We start from the raw sequence: 21540 nt of genomic DNA on the forward strand, positions 1-21540 counted from the left end.
CTGAACCGCACGACTTCCGCGGCCGCTGTCTCGCCCCCTTCCCCGGGCGAGGCGGCGGCCGCGGTCATTTCCCGACCCCATCACAAAGTCGACAAAGGGCCATCCGAGAACGGTCGCCGAGCATTCTCAGCGCCTTTCCGCGACACGCAGCCTGTGGCGAGACCGGGGATTACCGGATCCTCCACCATGGCGGGTGAAACACCCTCGGAAATGCCAGGACGATCCGGTCCGGCCGGTCCGAGGAGCTGGGCTCCCCCACCGATCCGGAGAACGCGGCACCTCTCTGGAACGGGTGCAATCGATTCCACCCGCCTCGGACACCCACCGCCGTTCCTGATCTGGAGACCCGCCATGCGCTCCCCCGCCCCGACCGGCCCGTCGAGCTGGTTCGCCGACCGCCGGCTCGCCGTGAAGTTCGGCCTCATGATCGGCGTCGTCGTCCTGGCCTTCGGGGCCCTGCTGACCGCGACGCTGACCTCGAACGCCACCGTCCGGGACGCCAGCGCGCACCTGGCGGAGCTGGACGAGGCGGCCGAGCTGGTGCTGCAGCTGGACACCCGGGCCAGTGAGCTGAAGGTTGACGGCCTCAAGGCCCTGGTGAGCCCCACTCCCGCCGACCAGCTGGTCGACGTGACCGACGACGTCGCGACGGCGGACGCGCTGCTGGACGAGCTCCGGGACGTCCCGCTGACCGGCGCCAGCGCCGAGGCCGCGACGGCCGTGCAGTCGACCTTCGGCGACTACCAGGAAGGGTTGACGACGTTCGTGCAGGCGGCCGTGGCCGACCAGGTCGCCATGCGGGCCCGCTTCGAGGAGATCCAGGCCGCCAACGACCTCACCGACGGGGCGGTCGGTGAGGCCAAGGACGCGCTGGCCGCGGAGTCCGCGGTCGCCCAGGCCGAGCTGGACGCCGCGATCACCCAGGCGGCCCGCACCAGCGAGATCGCCGCGGCCCTGGGACTGGTGGCGATCCTGGTCATCTGCCTGCTCACCCAGCGTTCGCTGTCCCGGCCGCTGCAGCGGGTGCAGGCGTCGCTGGAGGCCATGGCGACCGGTGACCTGACCGTGGACGCCGACGTCTCCTCCCGCGACGAGGTCGGCCAGATGGCGGTCGCGCTGGGCACGGCGCAGGAACACCTGCGTGCGGTGATCGCCTCGGTCGCCGCGTCCTCGGACGCGGTGGCGGCCGCCTCGGAGGAGCTGTCGGCGTCCTCGGCGCAGATCTCGTCCTCGGCGGAGGAGACCTCGGCGCAGTCCGGCGTCGTCTCGGCCGCGGCGGAGGAGGTCAGCCGGAACGTGGCCACCGTCGCAGCGGGTGCCGAGCAGATGGGTGCCTCGATCCGGGAGATCTCGCAGAACGCGAACGAGGCCGCCCGGGTCGCCGCCCAGGCCGTGAGCGAGGCCGAGACCACCACCCAGACGATCACCAAGCTGGGCACCTCGTCCCAGGAGATCGGCGCGGTGGTGAAGGCGATCACCTCGATCGCGGAGCAGACGAACCTGCTGGCGCTCAACGCCACGATCGAGGCGGCGCGGGCCGGTGAGGCGGGCAAGGGCTTCGCGGTGGTCGCCAACGAGGTGAAGGAGCTGGCGCAGGAGACGGCGCGGGCCACGGAGGACATCGCCCGTCGGGTGGAGGCCATCCAGGGCGACACCTCGGGTGCGGTGTCGGCGATCGGTCGGATCAGCGAGATCATCGGGTCGATCAACGACTTCCAGCTGACCATCGCCTCGGCGGTGGAGGAGCAGACCGCGACGACGAACGAGATGTCGCGGTCGGTGCAGGAGGCCGCCGGCGGCTCCACCGAGATCGCCACGAACATCACCGGGGTCTCGGCGGCGGCCACCGCGACCACGCAGGCGCTGGGGCAGACCCGGCAGGCCGTGGACGAGCTGTCCCGGATGGCCAGCGACCTGCGGGGGAGCGTGGCCCGCTTCACCTGGTGACACCGTTCGACCCCACGGCCGGCACCTCTCTCGCGGGAGAGGTGCCGGCCGTCGGCGTCTCCGGGGCGGTCGTCCACACATCGTCGACCATTTCCGGATGTCGACAAGAAGACGCCCAAAATGCACGACCGGACTTTCTTCAACACTTTCCGCGACACACTTCCCGGAGTCGGAACAGATGTTCTCGGAACCCCCATCCTGAATGCGGACCGAGCGCTCTGGCGCATCGTCGGTCGAGGCGGCGGTGCGGCCCGTTGTCGCCGCCCATCCCGTTCCACGAGTCGAGGAGACACCCATGTCCGTCACCGCCACCCGGGCCCGATCGGCGGGCTGGTTCACCGACCGGCCCATCGCCGTCAAGATCGGCTCGACGCTCGCCCTGCTGGGTGTGGTGTCGATCGGACTGACCACCCTGGCGGTGGACCGCATCGGCACCCTGGCCGATGCCGCCGAGACGTTGTCGACGGACAGCATCGAACCGCTGGTGAAGCTCAACGAGCTGCAGCGCAGCTTCCAGGGCGACCGGGCGCGCTACAACCTCTACGGCCTGTCCGACGAGGCCACCCGGGCCGGCCTGCGGGGTGACCTGGTGGAGCGGCGGGCGCTGGTCGAGGAGCAGACCCAGGTCTACCTGGACACCCTCAACGACCCCGGCGACTTCGACCCCGTCCTGGACCAGCTGACGGCCTACTACGAGATCGTCGACCAGCAGCTGGTGCCGGCGGCCGACGCCGGGAACGGCGCCGCCGCGCTGGCCGTCGCCAGCGGGCCCATGGCCGAGATGGCTCGAGCCACCTCCGACGCCTTCGGCGCCGAGCAGACGCGACAGGCGGAGGATGCCGCGGAGGACGCCGCTGCGGGGCAGGCCCTCGCGGAGCAGGCCACGTTCACCCTGTGGGTCTCGCTCGTCGCGGGGATCCTGCTCGCCGCCGGCCTCGCCCTCCTGGTCGTCCGGCAGCTGGTCCGCACGGTTCAGGCCGTCCGCGGTTCGCTGGACGCGATGGCCCAGGGTGACTTGACCCGGCCGGCCGCGGTCAACTCGCAGGACGAGCTGGGCCAGATGGCCGCTGCGCTCGGCACTGCCCAGGAGAAGCTCCGCTCGGTCATCGCCGCGGTCGTCACCTCTGCGGACACCGTGGCTGCTTCGGCCGAGGAGCTGTCGGCGTCCTCGGCGCAGATCTCGGCATCCGCGGAGGAGACCTCCGTGCAGTCGAACGTCGTCTCCAGCTCCGCCGAGGAGGTCTCCCGGAACGTGGCGACGGTGGCTGCCGGTGCTGAGCAGATGGGCGCGTCGATCCGGGAGATCTCCCAGAACGCGAACGAGGCGGCTCGGGTGGCGGCGCAGGCGGTGGCGGAGGCGGAGACGACCAACGCGACGGTGATGAAGCTGGGTGACTCCTCGCGGGAGATCGGCAACGTGATCAAGGTGATCACCTCGATCGCGGAGCAGACGAACCTGCTGGCGCTCAACGCCACGATCGAGGCGGCGCGTGCCGGTGAGGCGGGCAAGGGCTTCGCGGTGGTGGCCAACGAGGTGAAGGAGCTGGCGCAGGAGACGGCGCGGGCGACGGAGGACATCGCCCGTCGGGTGGAGGCGATCCAGGGCGACACCTCGGGTGCGGTGTCGGCGATCGGTCGGATCAGCGAGATCATCGGGTCGATCAACGACTTCCAGCTGACCATCGCTTCGGCGGTGGAGGAGCAGACCGCGACGACGAACGAGATGTCGCGGTCGGTGCAGGAGGCCGCCGGCGGCTCCACCGAGATCGCCACCAACATCACCGGGGTCTCCACGGCGGCGTCCTCGACGACGCAGGCCCTGTCGCAGACCCGGCAGGCCGTCGACGAGCTCTCCCGCATGGCCAGCGACCTGCGCACGAACGTCGCGCAGTTCACCTACTGACCACCCGGAATCGGCCGCCATCCTCCCTTCGGAGGGTGGCGGCCGTTCCTGTTCTGCAGCTCGCCAAGAGACCGCGAGGAATCTCGGAGAAGTCGACAAGTGGTCGATCACGATGGGTCACCTGTCTTTGTGTTGCGCCCCATCGGACACGCTCGCCGAATCGGTACCAGCAATTCTCTGATCCATCACAATGGTTCGTGGGCGCGCCGATCCACGCATCACTGTGCGCGGCAGTGATCGCCAGTCCCGTGGGCCCTCGCCCCCTCTTCCCGCTGCTCTGCCTATTGCTCAGGAGATCGACATGTCCGTCAGCCCGCTGGCCCGCTCCGGTTCGTTGTGGGGCGACCGCGCCATCAAGACCAAGGTGCTCGCCTCGGCGGGCTTCGCCGGCGTCGTCGCCGCCGGCATCGGCATCCTGGGGATGACGGCGCTCAGCGCCTCGGCGGCCTCGGCAGAACAGCTGTACCAGGACAACACGCTCGGCGTGGCCCGGGCTGCGGACCTGGACGCGCTGGTGGGGGACCTGCGGGTCAACCTCCGCGACACGATCCTGGGGGCCGATCCGGCAGCGAACATCGCCGCGATCGAGACGCTGGGCACCGACTTCCAGTCCGCGGCGGCCGCCTACCGCCAGGTGACGGCGAACCCGGAGAAGCTGGCCCTCCTCGAGGAGGTGACCGGTGACATCGCGGCGTACGTCGACTTCCAGCAGGACGTGCTGGTCCCGCTCGCCCAGGCCCAGGACTTCGCGGGCTGGATGAGCCGCAACGCCGCGGAGGGCACCCCCATGGTCACGGAGGCCGAGGGGGACATCCGCGAGCTGCGGGACCTGGAGTCGGCGGAGGCCGAGCAGGCGGCCGCGGACGTCCGGACCGACTACGAGGCGCAGCGGACGCTCTCGATCGTGTTCATCGTCGTGGGCATCGGCATCGCGCTCGCCCTCGGCTGGTTCGTCGCCACCGGCGTCGCCCGGGCCACCGCGAAGGTCAAGCACGTGGTGGAGGGCCTGGCCGAGGGCGACCTGACCCGGACCAGCGGCCTGACCACCCGGGACGAGCTGGGGCAGATGGGCCAGGCGCTGGACGCGGCGATCGACAGCCTGCGCGGGGTGATGGCGTCGGTGGTGGCCTCCTCGGATGCGGTCGCGGCGGCGTCGGAGGAGCTGTCGGCGTCGTCGGCGCAGATCTCGTCCTCGGCGGAGGAGACCTCGGCGCAGTCCGGTGTCGTGTCCGCTGCTGCGGAGGAGGTCTCCCGGAACGTGGCGACGGTGGCTGCCGGTGCTGAGCAGATGGGCGCGTCGATCCGGGAGATCTCCCAGAACGCGAACGAGGCGGCTCGGGTGGCGGCGCAGGCGGTGGCGGAGGCGGAGACGACCAACGCGACGGTGATGAAGCTGGGTGACTCCTCGCGGGAGATCGGCAACGTGATCAAGGTGATCACCTCGATCGCGGAGCAGACGAACCTGCTGGCGCTCAACGCCACGATCGAGGCGGCCCGGGCCGGTGAGGCCGGCAAGGGCTTCGCGGTCGTCGCCAACGAGGTGAAGGAGCTGGCGCAGGAGACGGCGCGGGCCACGGAGGACATCGCCCGTCGGGTGGAGGCCATCCAGGGCGACACCTCGGGTGCGGTGTCGGCGATCGGTCGGATCAGCGAGATCATCGGGTCGATCAACGACTTCCAGCTGACCATCGCTTCGGCGGTGGAGGAGCAGACCGCGACGACGAACGAGATGTCGCGGTCGGTGCAGGAGGCCGCCGGCGGGTCGACGGAGATCGCCACCAACATCACCGGGGTGTCGGCGGCGGCCACCTCGACCACGCAGGCGCTGGGGCAGACCCGGCAGGCCGTCGACGAGCTGTCCCGCATGGCCAGCGACCTGCGGGGGAGCGTCGCGCGCTTCAGCTTCTGATCCGCCGCTCCACCGAACAGCAGGGCCGCACGGACCTCAGGTCCGTGCGGCCCTGTCGCGTTCCCGGGCCCGGTCACCCGTGCGGCATGTCGACTCGTCGCTCCCGGACGGTGGTCACCGGCCTTTCTGCTGGTCAGCGGCGCGACACGCACGGTGGATGGGTGGCCGGGTCGGTCCGCTGCCCGACGATCTGCCGGACGGGACCCAGTCACACCCGCCCCACGATCCCCACGCGTGGCGGCCCGTCACGCCACCGACCGATGGACCGGTCGGACCAGCTCGAGCCCAGGAGGCCCCTTCGTGAGCGCACCATCCGTCCTCGCCCGGACGACCGGAACGACCCAGAGGACGACGCGCGCCGGCGCCCGCGGCTGGTTGCACGACCGGGGCATCAGGACCCGCATCTTCGCTCTGAGCGCCGTCCTGCTGATCGGCCTGGCAGCCGTCGCGGTCACCGGGATCACCGGGTCGAACCGGGTGAGCGACCTGAACGCCCGGGCGACGGCGGCCGTGGGCGTCCAGCGGGCCGTCGAGGACGCCCGGTACGACCTCTTGTGGGCGGCCAACTGGCAGAACATCACCGCCTGGCGCGCGCGGGTCGACGGCGGGGCGACCGCGGCCGCTCCTGACGGTGACAACGTGCCCAACTACGAGGACGGCGCAGCCGGGTTCGAGGAGCTCTTCGCCATCGACCGGGGCCTCCTCGACGCCGAGGCCCGGGCCAGCCTCGACACCATCCAGGAGAACTGGACGGCGATGAGCGCCTTCAACGACGAGATCTTCGCGCTCTGGGCGCAGGGCCGGCTGGACGAGGGCGACGCGGTCTCCACCGGGGACAAGTGGGACGTGTTCTACGTGCTGGACCAGGCGATGACCGAACTGGTCGCCTCCGTGGACGCCCGCGTGGCGGAGACGCGCGCCGCGGCCGAGGCGGCCGAGTCGGCGATGGTCCGCAACATGGTGCTGGTGGCCCTCGCCTCGGTGCTGCTGGGCGCCGGTCTGTCGTCCGTGGTGTCCGGCGGGATCGTCCGCGGCGTCCGGGAGATCCAGACCGCGCTGGAGCGGCTGGCCGGGCGGGACCTGACCGTGCGGCTGCCCGTCCGCGGCCGGGACGAGATGGGGCAGATGTCCGCGGCGCTGAACACCGCCGCGCAGACGATGGCCGACACGGTCGCCGAGATCGTCGCGTCGGCCGATGCGGTCGCCGCGTCGTCGGAGGAGCTGTCGGCGTCCTCTGCGCAGATCTCCTCCTCGGCGGAGGAGACCTCGGCGCAGTCCGGCGTCGTCTCCGCCGCCGCCGACGAGGTCAGCCGGAACGTGGCCACCGTCGCGGCGGGCGCTGAGCAGATGGGTGCCTCGATCCGGGAGATCAGCCAGAACGCGAACGAGGCGGCGCGGGTGGCGGCGTCGGCGGTGAGCGAGGCGGAGGCGACGACGGCGACGATCACGAAGCTGGGGATCTCCTCCAAGGAGATCGGGGCGGTGGTGAAGACGATCACTTCCATCGCGGAGCAGACGAACCTGCTGGCCCTGAACGCCACGATCGAGGCGGCGCGTGCCGGTGAGGCGGGCAAGGGGTTCGCGGTGGTCGCGAACGAGGTGAAGGAGCTGGCGCAGGAGACGGCGCGGGCGACGGAGGACATCGCGCGTCGGGTGGAGGCGATCCAGGGCGACACCGGCAAGGCGATCGAGGCCATCGGTGGGATCAGTGCGGTGATCGGGTCGATCAACGACTTCCAGCTGACCATCGCCAGTGCGGTGGAGGAGCAGACGGCGACGACGAACGAGATGTCCCGGTCGGTGCAGGAGGCCGCCGGCGGGTCGACGGAGATCGCCACCAACATCACCGGCGTCTCGGCGGCGGCCAGCTCGACGACCCAGGCGCTGGGGCAGACCCGGCAGGCCGTGGACGAGCTGTCCCGGATGGCCAGTGACCTGCGGGGGAGTGTGGCCCGCTTCACGTACTGAGGAACGTGTTTGGACAGAACGTGATGGGGCACTGACCCTCCGGCAGCAACGCGCGGAGGTCGCCTGCTCGCTGTCCTGCGAGCGGGTGATCTCCGCGTGGCGCTGTGGCCCGGGCTGCCAGCACGATGGCCTGACCACTTCCCTGGAGGCGACGTGCCCTACTCCCTGGTCAGCGCTGCGACGCTCGGCTTCGACCTCGTCCGTCTGCCCGCCGGTGGCCAGGTCGCCGACGTCCTGGTGACCGGCATCGGTGCCGATGCCGCCACCCTGCACCGGATCGCCGCGGCACACCCCGCCGCGGGCCGCCCCGACGACGAGCGCGCGGCCCTCGCCGTCCGCGCCCGCCGGGCCCACGAGCTGGCCGCCGGCGGCGTCCCCCAGCTGCGCGACCTGACCGCCCCGGCCGGCGAGGACCGGTCCGCCCGCCTGGTCGCCCTGCTGGAACGCGGCACGATCGGCAACACCCCCGCCCTGGAGCGGCTGGTGCGCGACGACGTCCTCGGCCCGGAGCACCCCGTCGTCGCCGACCTCGACCCGGCGGTGACGACCCAGGCCGCCGACGTGCTGGCCGATGCCGCCACCGGCTGGTGGGCCGCGGACGCGCTCGACGCACCGACCCGGGCCGAGCTCACCGGCCCGTTCGCGACCGCGACCGCCTGGGAGCCCGGTCCGCGACCGGACCTCGGGCCGGCCGCCCCCGGTGTCGCTGCCTTCTTCGAGGAGCTGCGCGGGCTGGACGAGCCCGGTCGCCGGCGGTGGCGGCTGGCCGTCGACGCCGGGCGCGCCCAGCGACGTCCCTGGGCGGCGGCGATGCACGGCGCCGCCTGGGCCGCGCACGTCTCCGGCCGCACCCGCACCCTGGCCGCCGTCCAGCTCATGACCGTCGGGGTCTTCGCCGAGGCCGGCTTCTCCCCCCGGGACGGCGCCGAGGGCGTCTGGAACGCCCTGGCCGGCTGCGTGCAGGGCCTGGCGATGGCCGACCTGCTGGACGAGGAGTCCCTCGCCGTGCTGGGTGGCCCGTGGGCCGCGGTGACCGGGAGGTCCCTCCCCCTCGAGGGGTGAATCCCGCTCGATCTGCAGGACACGTCCGAATCCGCTCAAGGCCCGGCACGGGATGCCGATACAGGTCTGGAGCGGCCCACCGGCCGGCACATCGGCTGCGGGGGAACGCGTGGAACAGATCAGGGTGATGGTCGTCGACGACTCCGTCGTCGTCCGCAAGATCGTGACGGACGTGCTGTCCGAGGACCCGATGATCACCGTCGTCGGCACGGCGCCGAACGGCCGGCTGGCCGTGGCCAAGCTCGAGCAGCTCAAGCCCGACCTGGTCACGATGGACATCGAGATGCCGGAGATGAACGGCATCGAGGCGGTGCGCGCCATCCGCAGCCGGGCCGGCGGTCAGACGTACAGCCGGGTCCCGATCATCATGTTCAGCACGCTGACCGAGCGCGGTGCCTCCGCGACCCTGGACGCGCTGTCCGCCGGTGCCAACGAGTACGTGACCAAGCCGGCCAACGTCGGCAGCGTCGCCCAGTCGATGGAGAGCGTGCGTCAGCAGCTCATCCCCAAGATCAAGGCCCTGACCGGCCGGCCGCAGACCAGCGGCCCCGCGGCCGCCCCGCTCGCCGCGCCGGTCGCCGTCCGCCCGCCGGTGGCGCGCACCAGCGCCCCCAAGGAGCCGGCCGTGCTCGTGATCGGTTCCTCCACCGGGGGCCCCGAGGCGCTGACCAAGGTGCTGCCGCTGCTGCCCGCGTCCCTCCCGGTGCCGGTGCTGCTGGTGCAGCACATGCCCCCCGTCTTCACCCGCCAGTTCGCCCAGCGGCTGGACCGGCTCTGCCCGCTCACGGTGGTCGAGGCCACCGACGGCAGCCCGCTCCTGCCCGGCACCGTGCACATCGCCCCCGGTGACTTCCACCTGACCGTGGGCACCAGTGGGGCCAACAAGCGGACGGCGCTGAACCAGGCGCCACCGGAGAACTTCTGCCGGCCGGCCGTCGACGTCCTCTTCCGTTCGGCCGTGGCCGCCTACGGCGGCGCCGTGCTCGGCGTCGTGCTCACCGGCATGGGCTCGGACGGGCGCATCGGCGCCGGCCAGATCCGGGACGCCGGCGGCACGGTCGTCGCCCAGGACCAGGCCACCTCGGTGGTCTGGGGCATGCCCGGTGCGGTCGCCCAGGCCGGCTTCGCCGACGAGGTGCTGCCACTGGGCCGGGTCGCCGAGGCGATCGTCCGGCTCCTCCCGACCCCACGTCCGGCCGCCAGCTTCGCCGCTGCCCGGGCCGCTGCCCCGATGGGAGGCCGACGATGACCCTCACCGCCACGAGCTTCGACTGGGTGCGCCAGCTGGTGCACCGCGAGAGCGCGATCGTCCTGCAGCCCGGCAAAGAGTACCTGGTCGAGGCCCGGCTGCTGCCGATGGCCCAGCAGCGCGGCCTCTCCGGCGTGAGCGAGCTGGTCGAGTCGGTCCGCAAGACCCCCGACCCGGCGGTCACCCGGCGGATCGTGGAGGCCCTGACCACGAACGAGACGTCCTGGTTCCGGGACGGCGACCCGTTCACCTCCTTCACCAGCACGGTGCTGCCGCAGCTGCTGGCCGCCCGCCGTCCCGACGAGCGGCTGCAGATCTGGTCGGCGGCCTGCTCCAGCGGGCAGGAGGCCTACACGCTGGCCATGCTGCTGGCCGACGCGCTGCCCAACGCCGCCACGCGGGTGTCGATCACCGCGACCGACCTGTCCCGGCAGATGGTGGAGCGCACCCGCGCCGGCCGGTTCAGCCAGCTGGAGGTCAACCGGGGCCTGCCGGCCACGATGCTGGTGCGGCACTTCACCCGCAGCGGCAACGAGTGGGAGATCGCCCCCGCGCTGCGCCGGATGATCACCGCGAGCGAGTGCAACCTCGCCGCCCCGCTGCCCCGGATGGGCCCGTTCGACGTGGTCTACCTGCGCAACGTCCTCATCTACTTCGACCTGGCCACCAAGCAGGCGATCCTGACCCGAGTCCGCCAGCTCATGCGCCCCGACGGGTGGCTGTTCCTCGGTGCGGCGGAGACCACCCTCGGGGTCGACGAGAACTGGGAGCGCGTCGTCCTCGGCCGCGGCTCCGCCTACCGCCCGCGAAAGGGAGTCTGACCGTGCGAGCTCTGGTGATCGACGATTCCCGCGCCATGCGGCGCATCGTCGGCAGCATCCTCAAGAGTTTCGGATACGAGGTGCGTGAGGCCGGCGACGGCCAGCAGGCCCTCGATGCGCTGCACGCGGGGAAGGCCGAGGGCTGGGTCCCGGACCTGTGCTGTATCGACTGGAACATGCCGGTGATGGACGGACTGCAGTTCGTCATGGCCACCCGGGCCAACCCCGACTTCCGCCAGGTGACGCTGATGATGGTCACCACGGAGAGCGAGACCGGCCAGATCGTCAAGGCGCTGGCCGCCGGGGCACACGAGTACCTGATCAAGCCCTTCACCGCCGACGCGATGCGGGACAAGCTCGCGCTGCTCGGCCTGCTCCCCGAGGAGGTGTCCGCGTGACCCTGCAGGAAGCCCCGCCGATCACCGCGCTGCTGGACCCGGCGACGGTGCAGAGCATCGCCGACGAGATCTGGCCGACCCTGGTCGGTGACGGTGAGGCGTTCGTCCCCGTCCCGGTCGCACCGCCGGCCGAGGTGGTCAGCGCGTGGGTGACGATCAGCGGCCCGTGGAACGGCGCCGTCGTCCTCACCTGTGCGCCGGCCACCGCCGAGGCGCTCGCCGAGAGCGTCCTGATGACCCGGCCGCCCACGGTCGTGGACGACGAGGACGTCGCCGACGCGCTCGGCGAACTCGCCAACGTGCTGGGCGGCAACATCAAGTCCGTCCTGCCGGGGCCCTCCAGCCTCGGCCTCCCCCAGATCGGTTCCGCGCCCACCACCGGGCGGCTGGACGACGTCTGCCGCGTCAACGGTCAGTGGCGCGGACAGAGCCTGACCATCACCGTGCAGGGCGCCACCGAGGCGCTGCACCCGAGCGGAACTGAGGTGCCGCAGTGAAGATCCTGGTGACCGACGACAGCCGTGTCATGCGGCAGATCGTGATCCGCACCCTCCGTCAGGCGGGCTACGACGACCACGACATCGTCGAGGCCGTCGACGGACGCGACGCGTTCGAGAAGGTCGGGTCGGAGAAGCCCGACCTGGTCCTCTCGGACTGGAACATGCCCGAGATGACCGGCATCGAGTGCCTGGAGGCGCTGCGCGCCTCCGGTTCGCAGGTCGCCTTCGGCTTCGTGACCTCGGAGGGCTCCCCGGAGATGCGGGAGAAGGCGGCCAACGCCGGCGCCCTCTTCCTCATCGCCAAGCCGTTCAACGAGGACACGTTCAAGGACGCCCTGGACGGGGTGATCGCATGACCGCCCCCGCACCGGCGCTGCTGCCCAACCCCAAGGCCGTCCGCGACCTGCTGGAGGGGCTGTTCGGCAAGGACGTCACCGTCGCCCCGGGCGATCCCGTGTCGCTCAACGACAAGCCGGCCGTGGCCGTCTACGTGGACCCGACGATGGCGACCACCGCCCTCTGCCTGGTCGACATCCGGCTCGCCGCCTGGCTCGCCGGGGCGCTGGCCCTGCTCCCCAAGGGCGGGCTCGAGGACGCCATCGACGAGGGCGAGCTCTCCGAGATGCACCTGGAGGTCGTCTACGAGGTGGTGAACGTCGCCGCCGCGCTGTTCAACGGTGGGGGCGTCAACCACTCGAAGCTGCACAAGGTGCACGCGCCGGGGGAGCCGATCCCGGGGGACATCGCCGGCCTGGCCGCGGCGTTCAACCGGATCGACCTCAAGGTCGACGTGGCCGGCTACGGCTCGGGCAACATGTCCATCGTGATGGCGCACTGACCGCCACGACGAACCAGCAGGACCCAGCGACCAGGGGAGCGGGACCGGTGCGAGAGCGCCGGACCCGCTCCCCTGGTCGCGTTCGGGGCGCCGGTCAGCGGCCGCGCGCGGCCGCCTCGCGGACCGCGTCGGTGATCGCCCGGACGCCCTCCTCGGCCCACAGCACCGAGTCGTGGTCGGTGTCGGGGACCTCGCGGGCGGTGACATGAGCCTCGCCGAGCTGCATCGGCTCCAGCCGCACCTCGTCGTAGAGGCCGGGCACCTCGCCCTGCATGCCCCGGGTCGCCCAGAGCAGGGTCGCCGGCACGGGGAGGTCGGTGGTGGCCTCGAGCACCACCTGGTTGCGGAGCATGTCCGCGCCGTCGACCCGGACCGCCTCGTGCGCCACCGCGCTGCGCAGTTCCGGCGGGGTGCCGGTGAGGTCGCGGACGAAGAACGCCGATGCCGGCGGGTGGTCGACCCACCGGCCGATCGTCGGGTGTCCGGACCAGAAGTCCCGGACCGCCGGCAGGTCGGGGAAGGTGCGGTCCAGCCGGTCCAGGCTCGCCCCCAGGAACGCGCCGAGCATCGAGTCGGTGTCCGCGGCCGGTGGGACGGCGAAGGGCAGGCCCCCGTCGACCAGCACCAGCCCGTGCACCATGTCCCGGGCCACCCCGGTGGTGGCCAGTGCGGCCACGAAGCCGCCCATCGAGTGGCCGACGAGCACGGCGGCGTCGGCACCGGCCTGGGAGTCGGCGCCGAACCGGTCGAGCAGCGCGGCGACGTCCGCGGCGTGGACCGACAGGCCGTAGGGGCCGGGGAGCCCGGCGCTGCCGGCGCGGCCCCGCAGGTCGGGCGCGACCACCTCGCACTCGCCGGCCAGGGCGGCCGCGACCGGGCCCCAGACCGCGGCGTTCCCGGTGATCCCGTGCACCAGCACGACCAGCGGTGCTCCGGGGGCGTCGGCGGCCCAGTACAGGGCGGCGAGCTCGCCGCCCTCGACGGGGACGGTGATCTCCTCGGGGGAGCGGGCGTCGGCAGGAGTGCTCACCCGGCCACCCTGCCGTCCCGGCGGTGAGGTTGCACGTGGAACACGACCCGATCGGGTGCCGGACTACTCCGGGGCGTGGCGGAGCAGGTAGCGGCCGAAGTGCGGGACGGTGAAGGCGATCTGGCCGCGCTCGGCGGAGTAGACCAGGCCCTTCTTGATCAGCGAGTCCCGGGCGGGGGAGAGGGAGGCCGGCTTGCGGCCCAGCGACACCGCGACGTCGGAGGTGCCCACCGCGGCACCGCTCGGCCCGCCGAGCTCGGCCATGGCGTGCATGTACTCGCGCTCGGCCGGGGTGGCCCGGTCGTAGCGGGACCCGAAGAAGCCCACCGCGAGCTCGGCCTCGGCGGCCGGTGCGGCCATCGCGACGTCGTCGGCGGTGATGGGGGAGGCCGCGGCGACGTCCCAGGTGACCTTGCCGTAGGCCTGCACGAAGTAGGGGTAGCCGTCGGCGGCGGCGTAGAGGGCGTCCAGCGCCTCGGTGTCGAACTCGACGTCCTCCCGCTCGGCGGGGGCCAGCAGTGCCCGGTCGGCGGCGTCCCGGTCCAGCCGGTCGATCCGCAGGTAGCGGAAGAGCCGCTCCGAGTAGCTCTTGGAGGCGCTCAGCACCGCGGGCAGGTGGGGGAGGCCGGCGCCGACGACGATCAGCGGCGAGCCCTGCTGGGAGAGCTCGTGGCACGCGGCGCAGATCGCCGAGACGTCGTCGGTCTGCACGTCCTGCATCTCGTCGATGAACAACGCCACGCCCTTGCCGACGTCGGCGGCGAGGCCGGCCACGTCGCTGAGCAGCTCGACCAGGTCGATCTCCATGTCCCCGGAGTCGGCGCGCCCGGTGCTGGCCGGTACGTCGATGCCCGGCTGCCAGCGGTCACGGACCTTCGCGTCGGCGGGTGCCTGGCGCTGGGCGAAGGCCTTGAGGGTGCCCAGGACGGCGTCGGTGGACTCCTGGTCGGGGTGCCGCAGCTCGCGCAGGGCCATGTGCAGCGCGGCCGACAGCGGCCGGCGCAGCGACTGGTCCGGACGGGCCTCGATCTTCCCGGTGCCCCAGCCGCGGGTGATCGCCGCGGAGCGCAGCTGGTTCAGCAGCACGGTCTTGCCGACGCCGCGCAACCCGGTGAGCACCAGCGAGCGCTCCGGCCGGCCGCGGGCGATCCGCTCCAGGACGACGTCGAAAGCGGAGAGCTCGGTGTCCCGGCCGGCCAGCTCGGGCGGGCGCTGCCCGGCGCCGGGGGCGTAGGGGTTCCGCACGGGATCCATGTCGAGCACCCTATGCGGTTGTCTTGCCGCAGCGGTAGAAACCGTTAGACGACGGCATCGACCGCCGTCTCGACCCGCGTCTGCTGCTGTCTAGTGCCAGCGGTAGACGAACAGATACAGCGGCAGAGGGCTCCCCGACGGACGTCACGCTACCACGTCGTTCGAACGTGCGTTCGAATCAGAGGGTCGGCGTCAGGCCTCGGGCTGTCGGGCGCCTGCCGCCCGTCGGCGACCGCGGACCACGCCGATCGCCACCAGGGCCAGGGTGAGCGGCACCAGGCTCGCCAGCAGCGGGACCCCGCCGTCCCGGTCGGTCGAGCCGACGGTCGCCCCGATGGTCACGTGCAGCACGGTGCCCGGCACCAGCCCCAGTGCACTGCCGGCCAGGTGGTCCCGCCACCGCATGCCGGACAGCCCGGCGGCGTAGCTGACGACGGTGAACGGCGCGATCGGCGTCAGCCGGCCGACCAGCACCGCGAGGAACCCGCGCTCGGACAGCCGGGCGTCGACCCGGGCCAGCCGCGGCCCGGCCAACCGGGTGACCGCCTCCCGGCCGAGCCGGCGGGCGACCATGAACCCGGCGGCGGCGCCGAGGACGCCGCTGGTCAGCGCCAGCGCGAGCCCGCCCCAGAACCCGGCGAGGACGCCGGCCAGCAGGGAGAGCGCCGTGCGGGGCACCGGCGCGAGCGTGGCCAGCGCCAGGCCGACCGCGAGGGCGGCCCAGCCGAGGGGGCCGACGTCGCGGAGCCAGTCGCGGAGCGTGGCGACCTCGGGGAGGTCGGCCGTGAGGGCGACGGTGCAGCCGGCGGCGATCAGGGCGACCAGGAGCAGGGCGCGGCGCGCGGTCCGGGCGGGCAGGCGGCGCGGCCCAGGGCCCGGTCGGCGGGGCGCCGGGGCTGGGTCCTGCGTCGGCGCACTGGTCACCGCCGCAGTCTCCCAGCGCAGCGCCCCGCCGGGAGCCGACTCCCGACGGGGCGCGCGATGACCGATCCGGGCGGGCGCCTCTCGGCGAGTGGTCGCACGAGGCGACGAGGGGGGTGGAGCCCGGGGGTCCGACCGGACCGGCATCCACCACAACGCCCGGGGCGCTCGATTGTTCCCCACCGGATAGCGTGGCATGTACCGCTGTCAGGATCGTCTACGGATGTCTAGCCGCGGCACGAGAGTCGGTCATACGGCGCGAGTCCCACGGAACGTGATCGCTGGGCGCTACCGTGCCGCCGTGGCCACGATCGGGAAGTTCGCCGTCCGCGTCGTCGTGCTGGCGGCGATCATCTACGCCGTGACCCGGCTCGTCGACGGGATCGAGGTGATCGGCAACCCCACCGGCTTCTTCGGCGAGACCGGCACCTACCTCTGGGTCGCGCTGCTGTTCGCGCTGGTCAACTCCATCATCGGGCCGATCGTGCGGTTGCTGGCGCTGCCGTTCGTGATCCTCACCCTCGGCCTGTTCCTGCTGGTCATCAACGCGGCGATGCTCGGCCTCACCGCGGTGCTGTCCGACCGGTTCACCGTGGACGGCTTCCTCGCCGCCCTGTTCGGCGGGTTCCTCATCGCCCTCTTCAGCTGGATCGCCGAGCTGGTGCTGCCCTTGAAGGTGCGCGGCCACTAGCGTCGGTGAGCATGGCTCGTCTCGGTTCGGAGTCCGATCGGTCCGCACGCACCCCGGCCGGTCCGGGGGGTGACCGCCTCCCGGCCGCCCCGGGTGGCGAGAGCGGCGACGGGACCGTCGACGGCCTGGTCGACACCCGGGTCGACATGGCCTCGTTCGAGGCGGCGCAGGAGGAGAAGCGCCGGCTGCTGGACCAGGCAGCCACCGCCGCCGGCGAGCTGCTGACCGCCCAGGGCGCCCTCCCGGCCGGCGTCGAGCCGGCCGACGCCCCGGTGCTGCTGCACCGTTTCTACGCCGGAGAGCCGGCCGCCGAGGTGGTCGGCCACGACCCCGCCGAGCTGGCCGCCCTCGCGCTCGGGCACCTCCGGCTGGCGGCCTCCCGCCGGCCCGGCACCCCGGTCGTCGACGTCCACCGCACCGAAGGCGGGCGGGCCGTGCTCCGGGTGGTCGTCGACGACATGCCGTTCCTCGTCGACTCCGTCAGCGCCGAGGTGACCCGGCAGGGCATCGCTCCCGACCACGTCGTGCACCCGGTCGTGGTCGTCCGCCGGGACGCCGACGGGGAGCTGGTCGCCTTCTGCGACAGCGCCGACGCCGTCACCTGCGGGGCCGACGCCATCGCCGAGTCCTGGATGTCCGTCGTGCTGTCCGGGCAGGTCGACGAGGAGGCCGCCGCCGACCTGCTGGCCGGGATCGGTGCCGTGCTGGACGACGTCCGCCGGGCACACACCGACGCCGCGGCCCTGGCCGGGCGGGCCGGGGAGATCGCCGACGCGCTGGACCGGTTGCCGTCCCCCGCGGACGCCGGCCACCCCGCCGACGACCCGGCCGAGGCCGCGGCGCTGCTCCGCTGGCTGGCCGGCGGCAACTTCCTCTTCCTCGGCGCCCGCACCGTCGAGCTGGTCGGCGACGCCGCGGAGCCGGCGGTCGACGTGGTCGCCGGCTCCGAGCTCGGCGTGCTGCGCAGCTCCCCGGCGCGCGCCACCTCGGTGGCGCCGGCCGGGCTGGCCGCGCCGGGTGCGGGCGCTGCTCGCCGGGTCCGGATCACCAAGGGCGACGCCCGCTCCACCGTCCAGCGCCCGGCCTGGCTGGACCTGGTGGTCGTCGACCTGCCCAGCGACTCACCGGGCAGCCGTGGCCGCCAGCACCTGCTCGTGGGCCTGTTCCCGAACGAGGCCTACACCAGCAGCGTCCGGGAGGTGCCGCTGGTCCGGCGGACCGCCGACGCCGTCCTGGCACGCTCCGGGGTGCCCGCCGACAGCCACTCGGGCAAGCAGTTGCTCGACGTCCTGGAGACCTACCCGCGGGACGAGCTGCTGCAGGTCGACGTCGACGAGCTGCTCCCGGTGGCGCTGGCCGTGCTGCACCTGCGCGAACGCCGGCAGACCCGGTTGTTCCTGCGCCGCGACCCGTTCGGCCGGTTCTTCTCCGCCCTCGTCTACCTGCCCCGCGACCGGTACACCACGCAGGTCCGGCTGACCATGCAGCGGCTGCTGCTGGAGCACCTGGGCGGCACCCACGTGGAGTTCACCGTCCGGTCCAGCGAGTCGGTGCTCACCCGCCTGCACTTCATCGTCCGGGTGCCGGTGAGCCGGCGGGGCGGCCCGTCGCTGCCCGACGTCGACGTCCCGGCGCTGGAGCAGGCCCTGGCGGCGGCCGCCCGCAGCTGGACCGACGACCTGACCGCCGCCCTCGTCGCCCGGCACGGCGACGACGCCCCCCGGCTGCTGGCCCGGGTCGCCGACGCCTTCCCGGCGGCCTACCAGGAGGAGTTCCCGGCCCAGGTGGCCGTGGAGGACCTGGCCCGGCTGGACCGGCTGGCCCCCGGCGGGCTGGACCTGCGGCTGCGCGCACCGTCCGGGCCGGAGGGGGAGCGCCGGCTGACCGTGTACCGGGTGGGGGAGCGGCTGCTGCTGTCCGACGTGCTGCCGGTGCTGCAGCACATGGGCGTCGACGTGCTCGACGAGCGGCCGTACGAGGTGGACCGGATCGGCGCCCCGATGGCCTGGGTGTACGACTTCGGCCTGGCCTCGCCGACCACCGACGTGCCCTTCGCCGGCACGCTGCCCGAGCGGTTCACCGACGCGATCACCGCCGTCTGGGCCGGCCGGGCGGAGGACGACGCGCTGAACTCCCTCGTCCTGCTGGCCGGGCTGACCTGGCGGCAGGTGGCCGTGCTGCGCGCCTACGTGCAGTGGCTGCGCCAGGGTGGGCTGCCCTTCGGCCAGTCCTACGTGCAGGAGACCCTGGCCGCGCACCCGGGGATCGTGGCCCGGCTCATCGCGCTGTTCGAGACCCGGTTCCACCCCGACCGCTCGGCCGGCCGCGAGGCGCGCACCACTGCCCTGGTCGAGTCGCTGACCGCGGCGATCGGCGAGGTGGCCTCCCTGGACGCCGACCGGGTGCTGTCCTCGCTGCTGGCCGCCGTCCGGGCGACCCTGCGGACGACGGCGTACACGGCCGGCGTCTTCACCGACGGTGCCCCGCTGGCGCTCAAGCTCGACCCCTCCGCCGTCCCAGACCTGCCTGAGCCCCGCCCGGCGCGGGAGGTGTGGGTCAGCTCGCCGCAGGTGCTCGGCGTGCACCTGCGGTTCGGTGCGGTCGCCCGCGGCGGGCTGCGCTGGAGCGACCGGCGCGAGGACCTGCGCACCGAGGTGCTGGGCCTGGTCAAGGCGCAGACGGTGAAGAACACCGTGATCGTGCCGACCGGGGCCAAGGGCGGTTTCGTGGTGCTGCGCGGCCCCGGTGAGGGCGCCCCCCGCGACGAGGTCCTCGCCGAGGGCAAGGCCCGCTACACCCAGTTCATCGGCGCGCTGCTTGCCCTCACCGACAACCTCGAGGACGGCGCGGTCGTCCCCCCGGAGCGGGTCGTCCGGCACGACGGTGACGACACCTACCTGGTGGTCGCCGCGGACAAGGGGACGGCCACGTTCTCCGACCTGGCCAACTCGGTGGCGATCGAGCGCGGCTTCTGGCTGGGCGACGCGTTCGCCTCCGGCGGCTCGGTCGGCTACGACCACAAGGCGATGGGCATCACCGCCCGCGGCGCGTGGGAGTCGGTCACCCGGCACTTCCGCGAGCTCGGCGTCGACGTGCAGAACCAGGAGGTCACCGTCGTCGGGATCGGCGACATGTCCGGTGACGTCTTCGGCAACGGCATGCTGCTGTCCGAGCAGCTCCAGCTGGTGGCCGCCTTCGACCACCGGCACGTCTTCGTCGACCCGACCCCGGACGCCGCCGTGTCCTTCGCCGAGCGCCGGCGGCTGTTCGAGCTGCCGCGCTCCTCCTGGGCCGACTACGACCGCTCGCTGATCAGCCCCGGCGGGGGCGTGTGGCCCCGGACGGCGAAGTCGGTGCCGGTGTCCGCGCCGATGCGCACGGCGCTGGGGCTGGCCGACGACGTGGACGCGCTGAGCCCGCCCGAACTGGTGCGCGCGGTCCTGCTGGCCCCGGTCGACCTGCTGTTCAACGGCGGGATCGGCACGTACGTGAAGGCCGCCGGGGAGAGCGCGCTGGACGTGGGCGACAAGGCCAACGACGCGGTGCGGGTCGACGGCGGCCAGTTGCGGGTCCGGGTGGTCGGCGAGGGCGGCAACCTGGGCCTGACTCAGCGGGGACGGATCGAGTACGCGCTGGCCGGTGGGCGGGTGAACACCGATGCGATCGACAACTCCGCCGGTGTCGACACCTCCGACCACGAGGTCAACATCAAGATCGCGCTGAACCGGGTGGTGGACGACGGACGGCTGGACCCGGACGGCCGGGCCCGGCTGCTGGAGGCGATGACCGACGAGGTCGCCGCAGCGGTCATCGGGGACAACTACGCGCAGAACGCCGCGCTGGCCTCCGAGAGCGCCGCGAGCCGCGGCCTGCTCGATGCCCACCAGCGGTACCTGCGCGCGCTGGAGCGCACCGGCCGGCTGGACCGCGCGGTGGAGGCCCTCCCCGACGACCGGGCGATCGCCGAGCGGCGTCGCGACGGCCACGCCCTGACCGGTTCCGAGCTCTCCGTGCTGCTGGCCTACGCCAAGATCGAGGCGGGCGACGCGGTGCTGGACTCGGGTCTGCCCGACGACCCGGCGCTGGCCGACCTGCTCCAGGACTACTTCCCCACCGAGCTGCGCGCCCGCTTCCCCGCCGCGCTGGACAGCCACCCGCTGCGCCGGGAGATCGTCGCCACGGTGCTGAGCAACCGGGCGGTCAACACCGCCGGGGTCACCGGGCTGTTCCGGCTCGGCGAGGAGACCGGCGCCCCGGTCGCGGCCGTGGTGCGGGCGCACACCGTCGCCCGGGCGGTGTTCGACGTCGACCGGCTGTGGGACGCCCCGCGCGACCTGGACAACCGGGTGCCGGCCGCCACCCAGGTGCGGCTGCGCACCGAGGCGACCCGGCTGGCCGAGCGGACCACCCGTTGGCTGCTCCGGATCCCCGAGCTCACCGCGGAGCCGGCGGCCACGCTGACCCCGGTGATCGAGCGGTTCGCCGGGCCGGTCGCCGAGGTGTGCGGCGGCCTGCCCGGCTGGCTGCTGGGGGCCGACGCCGAGGCCTACGCGGAGCGCGCCGCGGAGCTCCGCGCCGCCGGCGTCGCGCCGGAACTGGCCGCCGAGGTCGCTGCGGCGCCGCTGCTGCCGACCGCGCTGGACCTGGCGGTGGTGGCCGAGGACACCGGCGCCCCCATCGCGCTGGCGGCGCAGGTGTCCCAGTGCCTGGCCGAGCGGCTGGGCCTGGTGCCGCTGCGCGAGCTGGTGATCGGGCTCCCCCGGGACCGGCGCTGGCCGTCGATGGCGCGGGCGAGCCTGCGCGACGACCTGGCCACCGAGCAGGCGACGCTCACCGGCGACGTGCTGGGCCTGCGGCGTTCCGACGGCGAGGCCGCGCCCGAGCTGGTCGAGCGGTGGGTCGACGCCTGGGACGTCGCCCAGCAGCGGGCGGCGGCCCAGCTCACCGACCTGGCCAGCGGTGACCGGCACGAGCTGGCCGAGCTGCTGGTCGCCGTCCGCACGCTGCGGGGGCTGCGCAGCCGCCGCTGAGGCCCCGCCTGCTCGCGAC

General features: G+C 73.2%; 16 protein-coding genes. 13 read left to right on the forward strand and 3 right to left on the reverse strand.

Annotation, left to right across the window (positions count from 1 at the left end):
* Positions 1–351: 351 nt before the first annotated feature.
* The 11 genes from O2W20_RS01585 to O2W20_RS01635 all read left to right on the forward strand — a co-directional run bounded on the left by O2W20_RS01585 (position 352) and on the right by O2W20_RS01635 (position 12595).
* Positions 352–1947: a methyl-accepting chemotaxis protein gene (locus O2W20_RS01585; protein ID WP_269169998.1), complete on the forward strand. Its 1596-nt coding sequence runs from the start codon at positions 352–354 to the stop codon at positions 1945–1947.
* 295 nt (positions 1948–2242) lie between these two features.
* A complete protein-coding gene (locus tag O2W20_RS01590) occupies positions 2243–3850 on the forward strand; it encodes a methyl-accepting chemotaxis protein (RefSeq protein ID WP_269169999.1) in 1608 nt (535 codons plus the stop codon).
* A gap of 301 nt (positions 3851–4151) precedes the next feature.
* Positions 4152–5759: a methyl-accepting chemotaxis protein gene (locus O2W20_RS01595; protein WP_269170000.1), complete on the forward strand. Its 1608-nt coding sequence runs from the start codon at positions 4152–4154 to the stop codon at positions 5757–5759.
* A 300-nt stretch (positions 5760–6059) separates the two neighbouring features.
* A complete protein-coding gene (locus O2W20_RS01600) occupies positions 6060–7727 on the forward strand; it encodes a methyl-accepting chemotaxis protein (RefSeq protein ID WP_269170001.1) in 1668 nt (555 codons plus the stop codon).
* 153 nt (positions 7728–7880) lie between these two features.
* Entirely contained in the window at positions 7881–8789 is a 909-nt protein-coding gene (locus O2W20_RS01605; protein WP_269170002.1) for a hypothetical protein, read from the forward strand.
* A gap of 109 nt (positions 8790–8898) precedes the next feature.
* The gene (locus O2W20_RS01610) at positions 8899–10038 is read left to right on the forward strand and encodes a protein-glutamate methylesterase/protein-glutamine glutaminase (protein WP_269170003.1); all 1140 of its coding nucleotides are present in this window, start codon (positions 8899–8901) and stop codon (positions 10036–10038) included.
* On the forward strand, positions 10035–10859 hold the full coding sequence (locus tag O2W20_RS01615; RefSeq protein ID WP_269170004.1) for a CheR family methyltransferase: 825 nt from the start codon (positions 10035–10037) through the stop codon (positions 10857–10859). The genes O2W20_RS01610 and O2W20_RS01615 overlap by 4 nt, the downstream gene beginning before the upstream one ends.
* A 2-nt stretch (positions 10860–10861) precedes the next feature.
* Positions 10862–11257 (forward strand): response regulator, encoded by a 396-nt coding sequence (locus O2W20_RS01620; RefSeq protein ID WP_269170005.1) that lies wholly within the window; start codon positions 10862–10864, stop codon positions 11255–11257.
* Positions 11254–11754, forward strand: a complete 501-nt coding sequence (locus tag O2W20_RS01625) for a chemotaxis protein CheX (protein ID WP_269170006.1) — start codon at positions 11254–11256, stop codon at positions 11752–11754. The genes O2W20_RS01620 and O2W20_RS01625 overlap by 4 nt, the downstream gene beginning before the upstream one ends.
* Complete coding sequence (locus O2W20_RS01630) at positions 11751–12113, forward strand: response regulator (RefSeq protein WP_269170007.1); 363 nt, start codon at positions 11751–11753, stop codon at positions 12111–12113. The genes O2W20_RS01625 and O2W20_RS01630 overlap by 4 nt, the downstream gene beginning before the upstream one ends.
* Positions 12110–12595: a hypothetical protein gene (locus O2W20_RS01635; protein ID WP_269170008.1), complete on the forward strand. Its 486-nt coding sequence runs from the start codon at positions 12110–12112 to the stop codon at positions 12593–12595. The genes O2W20_RS01630 and O2W20_RS01635 overlap by 4 nt, the downstream gene beginning before the upstream one ends.
* A 94-nt stretch (positions 12596–12689) precedes the next feature.
* On the opposite strand, the gene O2W20_RS01640 is transcribed toward O2W20_RS01635, so the two are convergent.
* From O2W20_RS01640 to O2W20_RS01650, 3 genes are all read right to left on the reverse strand, one after another.
* On the reverse strand, positions 12690–13625 hold the full coding sequence (locus tag O2W20_RS01640; RefSeq protein ID WP_269170009.1) for an alpha/beta fold hydrolase: 936 nt from the start codon (positions 13623–13625) through the stop codon (positions 12690–12692).
* Positions 13626–13688: 63 nt separating this feature from the next.
* Complete coding sequence (locus tag O2W20_RS01645; protein WP_269170010.1) at positions 13689–14879, reverse strand: ATP-binding protein; 1191 nt, start codon at positions 14877–14879, stop codon at positions 13689–13691.
* Between the two features lie 192 nt (positions 14880–15071).
* Positions 15072–15803 (reverse strand): TVP38/TMEM64 family protein, encoded by a 732-nt coding sequence (locus O2W20_RS01650; protein ID WP_269170011.1) that lies wholly within the window; start codon positions 15801–15803, stop codon positions 15072–15074.
* A gap of 298 nt (positions 15804–16101) precedes the next feature.
* Here O2W20_RS01650 and O2W20_RS01655 point away from each other — a divergent pair, with 298 nt between their 5' ends.
* Together O2W20_RS01655 and O2W20_RS01660 are read left to right on the forward strand one after the other, a co-directional pair.
* Complete coding sequence (locus O2W20_RS01655) at positions 16102–16491, forward strand: phage holin family protein (protein WP_269157770.1); 390 nt, start codon at positions 16102–16104, stop codon at positions 16489–16491.
* A gap of 11 nt (positions 16492–16502) precedes the next feature.
* On the forward strand, positions 16503–21521 hold the full coding sequence (locus tag O2W20_RS01660; protein ID WP_269170012.1) for an NAD-glutamate dehydrogenase: 5019 nt from the start codon (positions 16503–16505) through the stop codon (positions 21519–21521).
* Positions 21522–21540: the final 19 nt, after the last annotated feature.

Source organism: Modestobacter sp. VKM Ac-2982, assembly GCF_026967935.1.
Lineage (GTDB): Bacteria > Actinomycetota > Actinomycetes > Mycobacteriales > Geodermatophilaceae > Modestobacter.